We start from the raw sequence: 11,691 nt of genomic DNA, 5'->3' as shown, positions 1-11,691 counted from the left end.
AAGCGTAAGGCTGTTTCGCCCGCGAGACCATTTCCTGGGGTACAGCCGGTTCGACCTCGCGGCGAAACTGCTCCATCCGAGTCGCCCTGTTGACGATTCGCGATCTAGATGCCGGATGTGAGGGAGACACGCCGGAGGGAGAGCACGCAGCAGGCGTTCGCCATCAGAAGTAATAGCCCCGAGGGTTCGGGGACGGTCGCTTGCGCCGAGGTGGGTGGATTCGACGAATTGCCGAAGTGGTCCCGCCACAGCTGGTAGTCGGCCGCGTCCACCAGGCCGTTGCCATCGCCGTCGGCCGCGGTGCCTTCGGCGACCTCGGCGCCCAGGGTGTTGCGCCACAAGGTGTAATCGGCAATATCGACGGTGCCGTCGCCATTGTAGTCGCCAGCGAGCCCGTCTGCGGCGACCAGTCCTTCGATGACGACATTGCGGAACGCAAATGCTTCGCTGCCACCGTCGGCCGTGGCGGTGAATCGCAGGATGAGTTCATCTCCGATCCCCGAGATCGACTGGCTGAACGTTTGAAACAGGTTGGACAGGGTGACTCCATCGACGACCACCGGATCGTCCAGCGATGTGACCGTTCCATCTTCCAGCGTGTAGTTCTGCGTCGCATCCTCATCCACGGTGACTTCCAGCAGTGTGGAGAACGGGCTGCCATCGATTGACGTTTCGAACAGGAAGGAGTCGTTGGCGGCTTCGAAGTCGCCCATGGCCGCGATGTCGATGGATAATTCGAGTCCGCCCGTTGCCGAGGAAATGTCGAACGTCCAGCTGGCCGATAGCGGCCCGGAGCTGACGTCGTTCTCGATGTCGACCACGCCAAATGCGTTGCCGAAATCGCTCGACTGGAGGATGCCGGCGGTGTCGGACGAGGAGGCGGAATCGTCGACGAGCACAAACGGCGGGTTGTCGTTGCGATCTTCGATGCCGAACATATCGGCGTCGCTGCTGAAGGCCAAGGTGCGGGCGTCGGAGGCCAGGGGCTGTTCGGTGGTAAAGGCGCCGCCGAACTGAAAGCTGGTAACATTGATGTCGTCCGCCACGGTGGGCAACAGCGCCCGGGCAATGACCTGCTGCTCGAGCGGCGAACCCTCCCCCACCTGGTAGCTGATGGGGATGTTCACGTAGGAATTGGCGGCTCCCTGGCTGGCGGTTTCGATGATGATCGAGCCTGCCTTGGTGCCTTCGGTGCTGGTATCAAAGGCGATAGGGAAACTCGCCGCCGAGGCGAGCGCGGGCGCCATGCCCGAGCCACTACCCGACAGGTCGCCCGTGGTGGTGTAGGTGAAGTCGAGCTCGTCGGCGCCGGCGGGGGTCAACACGCTGGCGGCATTGCGGATCAGCAGGTCGAGGTTAAACGCTTGTCCTTGCCCCAGCATGGAGGGAACGGTGCCGGTTATGGCTTCGAGGATGGCGGGAACCTGATAGTCGGCCACGACGGGCAGGTGGTCGCTGGCCGATACCAGGGCGTCGAGCACCTGCGACTTGGTAAAGGAAGTGACTCCGCTGAAGGCGATGGAGTTGCCCTGGTTCACTCCACCGTTGAATGTGCTGCCATTGTTGCCGAACGTGTGGTAACTGCCGGAGATGTAGTCGACGCCTTCGCCATCGAGCATTTCGCCGGTTACCAGTTGAAAGTCGAACCGATCGTCCATGCCGCCGAAATTGCCACGGGGACTTTGCGTGTGCCACTCGGCATAGGAAGCGTTGTTGTGCCAATTGCCGACCCGGTCAACGGGATCGTACGCTTGTCCAGGTCCGGCGGAAAGCAGACGCTGAAAGCCGTCTTCGCTGCCCGAGTACATGTTGAAGTCGCCCGCGTAAATGGCGTGCGTGCCTTCGCCCAGGGCATCGGCATTGTTGCGCACCGCGCTGGCTTCGACCAATCGCCGGGCCTCGTCCGAGTCGGTGTTGCTCGCCTTGTAGTGATTGTTGTAGGCGTAGAAATCGGCCGCCGCGTCGTAGCCCGCCGGTCGCAACTGGTATCGCAGCGCCTGCCGTGCCTGTCCCGACGAGCTGAGGCTGCCAAAGGCGATTTCGTCGATCAGTTGCACGGTGGCCGAGTTGTAGACAATGCCTTGGCGGATGTCGCTGGAGAAATTGCTGTTCTGCGTACCCGCGACAAACGTATTGGTGTTGTAGATACCGTTGAGGATGTCGACAATTTGCTGCGTGCTGCCGGCGGGGAAGCTAATGCTGTTCTGTTCTTGCAGCAACAGCACGTCGACCGGTTTGGAGAAGCCGCTATACGACTCCTCGCCAATCGCCTGCATCACGGTGTCGAAGCCCGCGTTGGGTCCCTGCAGCGAATTGTACGACACGACCCGCAGTTGCGCCGAAACCAGCGAAGCTGGCCCGCAGATTGTTAGCAGCAACAGCAGACGGAGTCGGTTGGCAGAGGGCATGGCGGGCGCAGGTAGAGGCGGGGCAGTTGAGCAAAACAACACATCATAGCCACTGCCAGCCACCTACGCTATGAATTGGCAGCGAAGAGTCACCCCCAACCCGCGGCCAACCGACTGCTGGTCGCTGTGCGCCCAACAGAAATTGAGGTGGACCGCACCTCTCGAATTCTCTGCGCGAACGCAGTCCTACGCCGCCCGCGCGAAGGCGAGTTCGCTGGCGACCGATTGCACCAGGGGCGTATCGACGGTCGTTGTGCCGCTGGCGTAGCCCACCAGCAGGGCAAGGTCGCCCAGGCGATTGATTCGCCGCACGACGCCGTGGGCTAGTTGGTGCAGCGTGTCGATGGCGGCCGAGGTGAAGATTTCCTGCGTCGCTCCAGCAGCCGTCAGTCGATGCTGGAGGTAGCTGTGCGTTTCCTCGACCGACAGCGGATCGACGATAGCCGTGATGGCGATACGCTCTTCCAGTCGCGGCGTCCGCGACAGTGTCGACAGCAGCGAACTTTGTCCCACCAGCAACAACGTCAGCAGCGGCTTCCCCTCACGCTGCAAGTTGAGCAACAGGCGGACGGTCTCCAGCGTGCCGGCGTCTTCCAGCAGGTGAGCTTCGTCGATGACCACGATGGGACGCTCGTCCCGCTCGCAGGCGGCTGAAAGGTGGTTCTCGATCTCCAGCAGGCTCTGGTCGATGCTCGGTGTTACCTGCGGTGCATCGGCTGCCGAAGTGAGTCGCGACGCCAGATAAGCCAGCAATTCGCGGCTGGGCATCTGGGGATATACCACGTGCACTACGGGCTGCTTGGCGCCGGGTAGCTGGTCGATCAACTTTTGCACCAGTAACGTCTTGCCCACTCCGCTGGGGCCAGCCAGCAGGGCTGCGCCGCGGTGGTTTTCCAGGGCGTAGCGAAGCTTCAGCGTGGCGCCCTGGTGCGATTCGGAGGGATAGTAAAACGGTCCGTCGCCCGACGGCTCGAAGGGCTTCGCGGCAAGCTGCCAATGATTGAGGTACATTGTTTTAGATCCGACGAGGTCGAGAGAAAAGTCTGTGGAGCTGCGTCCCCTTGCCAGGATTATCAGTCTCCGATTCGGCAACTAGTCGCTAGTTGCCAACAAGCCATTAGGCCGCTTCGATGAGCCCACCGACCTGAAGGCCATACTCGCCTAGCGACGCAATGGAAGCGGCCACTTCGTCGTCGCTGCAAGCAGCGGTGCGACAGGCAATCAGGAAGTCGACACCCATCGCGGCGGCCAGGTCCGCGGCCGATTGGCCGGCGTCATTGGCTGGGCAGCCCAGATCGATGATTACGCGGTCGTAGTGCCGGCGTAGGGCGCCGGCCGCCAGCGACACGCGGAACCGCGCCGTGGATTCGAGTTGGGCTTGCTCCAGAGGTGCTGACACCAGCAGATCGACCCCCACTTCGGGTGCCGTGTGCGCGGCGTTCAGAATCGACTCGCCCGTGGTCAGGGTGTCGGTCCAGGAGGCAAACTGCTGCAGCGACAGCATCGAGGCCAGGCCGCACGATGGCAGGTTGGCATCTACCAGTGCCACCCGCTGGCCGAGGGCCGAGCTGCGCAGTGCCAGGCACAGGGCCGTGGTAGTGCAACCGGTGCTCGGTGCCGCGCCGATCACGCCGATCAGCGTGCCGGTCGAGGCCGTGGGCAATTGACGTAGCAGGTGATCGAACCGATCGGCGGCGCGGGCGAGCAGGTGCTGGCACGCTTCGGGCCATTGCGGTTCGGAGGTCCTGGTTCGCGACGGCGTGAGTCCAAACAACTCGCCGGCCTGCACCTGTGACAAAGGTCGACGCACCGCAGGTTGGTGTGGCGCTGGGTGCGCGGGCTCGGCCTGTGGCGCCTGGTCGGCTTCGTCCAACTCTGCAGGTTCCGGCAGGGTGGTCGAGTCGAAGTTAAACGGCTCGCCGAGCACGATTTCTGTGCTGCTCATCAGATGCTCGGCCGCCTGTAACTGTTCGGCGGCGAGGCGTGCAGCAACGCGGTTGGGCGAACCTTTGTAGGCGTCGATGAAAGCTTTATTCGTTGTGGTCATTACCTGATCTGCTGGTTGGCGGGCTTCAGTTCTTTGGACAAGCGAGCCTGGGGTGGCGCGGCCACGGTATGTTCGGTGTTGCCGAACGTGAATTCAGGCTTACACGTATCCGGATATCCCCCTTCATCGGCTGACTCAACAATCTGATCGGCGGCAGGCAAGTCGAGCTCTTCCGGCTGTGGATCGGCTGGCTGCGCTGCCACCGACAACTCGGGTGTCAGAGGTGCAACTTCGGCCTGTAGCTGCCGGGAAACGTCCTGCGGACCTTTCGCCACGGCAATCGACTCCGGCACCGCGGCCGGGGCGTTGCAGGCTTCGGCCAATGGCAGCGGCTGCATCGCTTCGGTATTGATGGCGGCCGGCGTGACGGCTTCGCCGGCGGGAATGCTCTCGGCCTGCTGACTCTCCAGCACCAGCATCATCAAGCCAGCCGCCGTGAGCAGTGCTACCAGCATGATGATTCGGTGATACTGACGGATAGTGTTGTCCATCGCGGCAATGGTTTGATGCCAGGCGGACGGCTCAGGCACCGATTCGGTGGCGACGGCGGGCGCGGCCTGCGGTGCGCCACCCACAGGTGGGTCGAACCGCAATTGGGTGACCCCATCCCCTTCGCGCGACTCGCTGGGTTGCACTACCGCGCGGGCGACGGCCCTGGCTTCTTCCGGGCTGTCCGGTTCGGCCGGCTGCGATGGTTCTTGTGCGGGCGTGGCAGAGTGCGCAGGCTGGGGTGGATCGAATCGTACCATGGTGGGCGACGGATCCGGGGTCTCCAGCGGTTGGTCGGGAGTAGCGAGCAGTTGGTGCGGCTGAAAGAACGTCGCATCGAATGCCTGCGGCGGTTCGATCACCGCGGTTTGCGTACTGGCTTCCGCGGACGGGCGTTCGAGCCACGGGAGGCTTGCCAGCACCGGTGGCAACTGCTGCGTACTGCTCTGGCTTTCGCTCTGTTTTGAAGTACTCACTTGCCTTATGCCCCTATATGCTGCCGATCATCCGTGGAGCGCGCGGCGCGGCGCACACCAAGCTTCCGTTGGCAAATATCGGACATGGTTGGGAGAGCCTTGAGGATTCGTCCGGTTTTGCGGACGACGCCCATCGAAATGCTAGAGGTGCTAGTACTTGGTGGACGCATCTTGGGCCGTGATTGTGGTCTCGCTCCCGCTTTTCGTGCCTAACTACTAATCCGGTGGAGTTTATGTGGCTTTCGGCAGAAACCTGAGGGCCCGGTGGGGTGCTCGGTGGCAAACGTGTGATAGGTTTTCAATAGAGACGTCCAGCGTGCGGTTAATCGCATGCCCCCTGAGTGTAAGCTTTCTGTTCAGAGTCGATCCATGTTCAAACTCGTCGTGTCCGCCGCCGTCCTGGCTGCAGTCGTTGCATTGCCATCAAGAGTGGATGGGCGCGAACTGAAGACCGTGAAGTTCGAGGTGCTCCCCTCGTCCAGCGTGGCGCTCGAATTCAAAGCGCGCAAGGTGGAATGGGTGTTGGGCAAGGTTCGCATCGAGGGAACCGTGCAAAACACCGGTCCCGACGACTACGAATGGGTCGAGGTGGTCTACACGGCCATGGACCGCAACCGCAACGTACTGGGCAGCGACATCTGGCACGTTACGCCGTTCGATTTGAGTAGCGGCATGAGCGGCGAGGTAGATGGCGATCTGATATTCACCAAGGGCCGCATTCCGTCGATCATCACTGTCGAGATATCCGGCGAGACCCCGTAGCAGCGGCGTTCTATTCCAGCGGCTTGTCTTTGCGCCAATCGATGGTGGGCCACAGCACGGCCGTCCCGTCGCGGCTGGCCGAGAGCGCTGTGCTGCCATCGGCCGAGAAGTCGACCGAAGTCAGGTCCTGGTCGTGCCCCGACAGGGTGAGGATCTCGTTGCCCGTCCGGGTGTCCCACAGCTTGGCCGTGGTGTCCTGGCTGGCCGTCAGCAGTCGCTGGCCATCGGGGGTGAGGGCCACTCCGGTAACAGCCGAGGTGTGGCCCGACATGGTGGTCTTCAACTCGCCCGTCGTGGTGTTCCACAGCCGCGCGGTGTTGTCCTCGCTACCGGTGGCGACGTACTGTCCGTCGCTCGAGAACTCGCCGCACAGCACACCGAAGTCGTGACCGGCAAACACGTGCAGCGTTTGCATGGTTTCGGTATCCCATAATCGCGCGGTGTGATCGCTGCTGGTGGTCAATAGCTGCCGACCATCGGGTGAGAACCGCACCGAATGAACGCGGCCGGTGTGCCCCTTGAACGCGATGGGCAGAACTTCGCCGGTGGTGATGTCCCACAATCGCACGGTACCATCGTCGCTGGCCGTGGCCACCAGGGAGTTGTCGGGCGAGAAGTCGATGCTGTTGATGTGGCCCGTGTGACCGCCCACCAGTTGGCGCAGCACCTGTTGCGAGGCCGTGTCCCACAGCTTGGCGGTGCCGTCCCAACTGCCGGTAGCTACGATTTGTCCGTCCCCCGAAATGGCCACGGCCGCCACCGCGCCATGAGGACTGAAACGCACGCCCGCTTCACCGGTGGCCAGGTCGATCATGCGGGCGTCGTTGCCGCCGATGGTGACCAGGCGCGTGCCATCGGGCGCGAACCGCGCCGACCACAAGCTGCCCGACGCGCGATTGGTGACGATGGGCGGCTGTTGGCTGAGGTTGACCGTGGGCGAGTCCTCCACGTCCCACAGCCAGACACTGCTGTTGTCGGACGAGGTCACCAGCACTTGCTTGGCATCTGCCGACAGGGCTACGCCCGTCGCGGTGCCGGAGTCGAGCGATGCCTCGGCGATGACTTCGCCCTGGTCGAGGTCCCATACCCGCGTCTTGCCATCTTCGCACGCGGTGACGACAACACGGCCGTCGTTCGAAACGTCCATGGCCGCTACCCATTGGGGATGGCTCAACAGGGCGCCAGGCATCTCCTCGCCAGTGGCTACGTTCCAGGCACTGCATGTGTTGTCGCCACTGGCCGAGTGAAGCGTGTTGCCCGAGGGATCGAACTCCAGGGCCGTGACCGAACGATTGTGTCCACGAAGCGTGTTCTTGAGTGTGATTTGCTGGCCATCCAGTTCCCACAACCGGATTTCGCCTCGGTCGTCGCCCGTGGCCAAGAGGGCCAGTTCGGGATCGAACGCGGCGGCCGTCACCTCGGCTTCGTGGCCTTGTAGTTGGGCAAGCCGCTGACCGGTGGTCAGGTCCCACCACTGCGCCGTGTTGTTTGCACCGCCGGTCGCCAGCCATTGGCTGGCAGCATCGATGGCCACGGTACCCACGCGTCCTGTACCACGGAACACTTGTAACTCGGCGCCAGTGCCGACGTCCCAGATCCGCACGGTGTTGTCGCCCGCGCCAGTGGCCAGTCGCCGGCCGGCGTCGAAGAACACGGCGGTCGAAGCCAGGTAGTCATGCCCTTGCGCAAACTTCGCCAGCACGTCGCCGTCGGCGTCCCACAGCCTGGCGGTGCGATCGCGACTGGCGGTTAGCACTCGACCGTTGGGGGTGAACCGCGCGGCAAGCACGGCATCGGCGTGGCCGGCCAGTGTCTTGCTACCCAAGGTGTTCGATTCGGCGTAGCCGGCAACATCCCACACTCGCAGGGTGCCGTCCTGGCTGCCCGAGGCGGCCAACTTGCCCTCCGGTCCGAAGGCCACCGACTCCACCCGACTGCCATGCCCGCGCAGGGCCTTGAGTTCTTTGGCCTGCTCCAGGTCCCACAGCCGCAGGGTATTGTCATGACTGCCGGAGAGTAGCGTCCGCCCCGCGGGTCCAAACGCCACACTGCGAACGGCCGCGTCGTGACCGGTGAGCACGATGGCCACATCGTTATCATCGGACGAGTTCTGCAGTTCCGAGGCCAGGTCGAGTGCTCCCACTTGATCGGGGCGCCATACGCGAATGGTCTTGTCGTACCCGCCGGTGGCCACGTAGTTGCCATCGGCACTGAATGCGGCCGTATAGACGGGACCTTCGTGATCGGTAAAGTAGGCCGTGGGTTGGTATTTGCCGCTGTTGTCGCGCTGCCAGACAATCGCGTTGCTGTCCTGGCTGGCAGTCACGATGCTGGCATTCTCGGGCGAGAATTTGGCCGACCAGACCCACCAGTTGTGTCCCGCCAGCGTGTCGATGGCGTTGCCGCTGGCCAGGTCCCACACCCGCGCGGTGTTGTCGTACGAAGCAGATACCAATTGCCGGCTGTCGCTGGAGAAATCGACGTCCAGCACGCCATCCGTATGACCTTCCAGGGTTCGCAGCAACCTGCCATCGCTGCTGCCGAAGATGCGAATCTTACCATCGGCCGTACCTGCGGCCAGGTAGTTGCCGTTGGGGGAAAACGCCACGGAGTAGACGGATTGCCCGACGTCCGAGTCGAACACCAGCTTGATCTCCTTGCTCCGGTCCGCGCCCACTTCAACCATGCAGACGCTCACCGTGCCGTTGCGATCGCCCGTGGCGATCAGCCGCCCATCGGGCGAATAGGCCACGGCGTCCACCGTCGCGCCCAGTGCGTACTCTGCGGCGCTCAATTGGCATAGATAGCCCAGCCGTCCCCACTCCCAATTGCGACGTTCGGGTGTTGCGTCGTCGAGAAGTGCTTTGGCGAAATCGTACGCGTTCTCGTCGATCTTGGCCGCCGCTAGACCGATGCCCGCCACGTAGGCCTCGTAGTCCTTCTCGTCCTCGGCCTTTTCGGCCGCGGTGCGGGCTTTTTGGGCTTTTGCTTCGCTCTTTTCGGCGCCATTTCGAGCGATTTCGGCAAGTCGCTTTTGCTCCAGGGCATCCGCTCTTGCCTCTTCAGCCTCGATGCGTTTGTTCTCCGCAACGTCGCGTGCCTTAGCAGCTTCATCTGCCTTCAAGGCAGCTAACTGGGCGCTGGCTTTCGCCTCCTTCTGCTTCTCAACCGCAAGGAGCTCGTTATCCTTGGCGATCCCTTCTTGTCGCTTCGCCTCGTCGCGCTGCGTAAGCGCCTCTTTGCGGCCTTTAGCGATTTCGATGTACGAGTAGGTTCCCAGGCCGACGATCGCGACCAGCAGGGCCGCCACGGCGCGTTTCGACCACTTCAAGAGCGACTGCCGCGAGTTGCGTTCCCGCTCGGCTTTACGAATCTGGGTCAGCAGCTCGGCGTGGGCCGGATTTGATTTGTCGAGCAGCGACTTCGACAGATCCAAATCGCCATTCGCCAGCGCCAGGCCGGCGTATTCCAGCACCGTGGTTTCGTGCAGTTCGCGGGCTTTGGTGTTGTCCGACCACAGCGCCAGCGACTCGTCGAAGCCGTACATTGCGCGGGCGAACAGTTGATAGTCCTTTTCCAGCCGCGCGTCGGCCAGCCGATGCTCGGCATGGGAGGCCAACACCAGGCTCTCGGAATGCGACAGGTAGGTGCGGACCGCTTCCTGGAAGTCTTTAACTGTCTGGTACCGCTCGCTCTGCTCGGTGGACATCGCCCGCAAGGCAACGTCGCGCAGTTCGCCTACGTACTCGATGGGGTCGATGGCGTTCTGCGCCGCCGCCATCAGGCACTGCATTACATCGCGTCCGGAGTGAGGGGGGCGGCCGCCGATCAGTTCGTACAGGATAGCGCCCAGCAGGTAGATGTCGCTGGTGTGGTCGATCTTCTCCACGGGCCCCCGGGCCATCTCGGGCGCCATGTAGGCAGGCGTGCCGCCGAGCGAACCGGTTTGATGGATGGCCCCCACGCTGCGGAACACTTGCGTCACCCGGGCCAGACCCCAGTCCATCACCAGCACTTCGCCGAACTCGCCCAGCATGACGTTTTCGGGCTTCAGATCGCGATGCACCACGCCGCGAGCATGGGCAAACGCCACGGCGTCGGCCACGCGGAGCAGGATGTTCAGGTTCTCATCCAGGCTCTTCTCTTTCCACACGTCCTCCCAGGGCGTGCCCTGCACGTGCTTCATCGAGTAGAACAGCGCGCCCTGGTCGTTCGAGCCCAGGTCGTAGATCGGCACGATGTTCGGATGGTCGAGCTCGCCGGTTACCACCGCTTCGCTGATGAACTTGTCGCGTTGATCGGCGCCCTCCTTGCCCCCCGGCTTGAGCATTTTGACCGCCACGGTGCGGGCGATGGACGACTGCCGCGCCGCATAAACCACACCCATGCCGCCGGCGCCGATTTGCTTGAGCAACTCGTAGTCAGGGGCGTCGTGCGGCCGAATGTAGGCAACGTTGCCACCTTCGGAGGGCTCGCTCATGGTTCGCGACTTCACCGGCACCGTGGAACGCTGCTTGGGTTTGCCCTCACCCTCTTCGTCCTGCTGGCGGATGGTTTGATTCTGCGGCGTGCCCAGGTCGATGGTGCCCGCCCACTGGCTGCTCATCTTCTCCGCCAGTTCGGGATTCGACGCGGCCAGGTCGATCGTTTTGTCGGAGTCGAAGTCGAGCGTGGCGTCACTGCGATGCGGAGCTGCAGCCGATGGGTCGAACTCCATCGTCGCGTCGGAAACATGGTCGACTGTGGCCGAAGGACCGTCGTCGCCATCGCCAGGGTCCGGAACCACTTCGTCCACCGTGCTCTCGGAGGAGTCGGGCACTTCCAGGTCGATGTAGTCGACGGTCGAGTGGTCGTCTTTATCGGGCTGGTCCGGGGGGTCGGACACCTTGGGTGGATCGAACTCCATCGTGGCGTCGGGATGGAAATCGATCGTGGTCGACGGGTCGTCTTCCGGTTGTGGCAGATCGTCGATCACGTTGCTGTCGGTGTATTCTGCGTCCTCAACGGTCGCATCCCCTTCGAAGTCGGCGTGGTCGATCGTCGACTTCTCGTCCTGGGGCGGTTTGCTGTCCGGCTCGTCGGCAATCGCCTGATCGTCGTCGGCTTGCTGAGCGTCTGGCGGCTGGTACTCCACGGTACCGCCAAACGGCAGTGTGGCTTCGCCATCGTCGTCGTCCAGCGTCGCTTCGATGTCGTCCAGGACGTTGTCGCTCGAGTCGTCGTCGGGAATCAGCTCGTAGGTCTCTTTGCCGGCCAGACTCTCGTCGCCCAGTGGTAGCAGCCCACCGCAATGGGGGCATACCACGCCCGACATGGTTTGGGCGTCGAGCTCTCGTTCGCAATGCGGACAGTGCGGCATGAGTTGGTTATAGAGTGAGGAGAACGTTCAGAAAGGTTGGTCAATCGTCCTGTCAAATCCGCCCTGGCCGACGAGCGACACCTCGTCGAAAATCTCACGACGAGGGGCGGTTCGCCGCTAAACGGCGCCACGGTCTCGTCGGCGTTCGAG

The 11,691-nt window shown here is 62.9% G+C and carries 6 protein-coding genes; 1 reads left to right on the top strand and 5 read right to left on the bottom strand.

The window, feature by feature from the left end:
• Positions 1-104: 104 nt before the first annotated feature.
• The 4 genes from NG895_RS19915 to NG895_RS19900 form a co-directional block, all read right to left on the bottom strand.
• Complete coding sequence (locus NG895_RS19915; protein WP_252854288.1) at positions 105-2,408, bottom strand: dockerin type I domain-containing protein; 2,304 nt, start codon at positions 2,406-2,408, stop codon at positions 105-107.
• A 186-nt stretch (positions 2,409-2,594) separates the two neighbouring features.
• Positions 2,595-3,419, bottom strand: coding sequence for an ExeA family protein (locus tag NG895_RS19910; RefSeq protein WP_252854287.1), 825 nt, complete (start codon positions 3,417-3,419; stop codon positions 2,595-2,597).
• A gap of 106 nt (positions 3,420-3,525) precedes the next feature.
• On the bottom strand, positions 3,526-4,455 hold the full coding sequence (locus tag NG895_RS19905) for a tyrosine-protein kinase family protein (protein WP_252854286.1): 930 nt from the start codon (positions 4,453-4,455) through the stop codon (positions 3,526-3,528).
• Positions 4,455-5,420 (bottom strand): hypothetical protein, encoded by a 966-nt coding sequence (locus NG895_RS19900; protein ID WP_252854285.1) that lies wholly within the window; start codon positions 5,418-5,420, stop codon positions 4,455-4,457. The genes NG895_RS19905 and NG895_RS19900 overlap by 1 nt, the downstream gene beginning before the upstream one ends.
• Before the next feature lie 369 nt (positions 5,421-5,789).
• Between NG895_RS19900 and NG895_RS19895 the strand changes: the two genes are divergently transcribed.
• Positions 5,790-6,182: an FxLYD domain-containing protein gene (locus NG895_RS19895; protein WP_252854284.1), complete on the top strand. Its 393-nt coding sequence runs from the start codon at positions 5,790-5,792 to the stop codon at positions 6,180-6,182.
• A gap of 10 nt (positions 6,183-6,192) precedes the next feature.
• Here NG895_RS19895 and NG895_RS19890 read toward each other — a convergent pair whose 3' ends face one another.
• Entirely contained in the window at positions 6,193-11,541 is a 5,349-nt protein-coding gene (locus NG895_RS19890; RefSeq protein WP_252854283.1) for a WD40 domain-containing protein, read from the bottom strand.
• Positions 11,542-11,691 lie beyond the last annotated feature (150 nt).

The organism is Aeoliella straminimaris (assembly GCF_024054565.1).
In the GTDB taxonomy this organism is placed as follows: Bacteria; Planctomycetota; Planctomycetia; order Pirellulales; family Lacipirellulaceae; genus Aeoliella; species Aeoliella straminimaris.
This window is presented reverse-complemented; position numbering and strand designations above follow the sequence as displayed.

What these genes read in the sequence shown, in the direction of transcription:
- NG895_RS19915 (WP_252854288.1), bottom strand. Translation starts at nt 2,408, where the DNA reads ATGCCCTCTGCCAACCGACTCCGTCTGCTGTTGCTGCTAACAATCTGC.
- NG895_RS19910 (WP_252854287.1), bottom strand. Translation starts at nt 3,419, where the DNA reads ATGTACCTCAATCATTGGCAGCTTGCCGCGAAGCCCTTCGAGCCGTCG.
- NG895_RS19905 (WP_252854286.1), bottom strand. Translation starts at nt 4,455, where the DNA reads ATGACCACAACGAATAAAGCTTTCATCGACGCCTACAAAGGTTCGCCC.
- NG895_RS19895 (WP_252854284.1), top strand. Translation starts at nt 5,790, where the DNA reads ATGTTCAAACTCGTCGTGTCCGCCGCCGTCCTGGCTGCAGTCGTTGCA.
- NG895_RS19890 (WP_252854283.1), bottom strand. Translation starts at nt 11,541, where the DNA reads ATGCCGCACTGTCCGCATTGCGAACGAGAGCTCGACGCCCAAACCATG.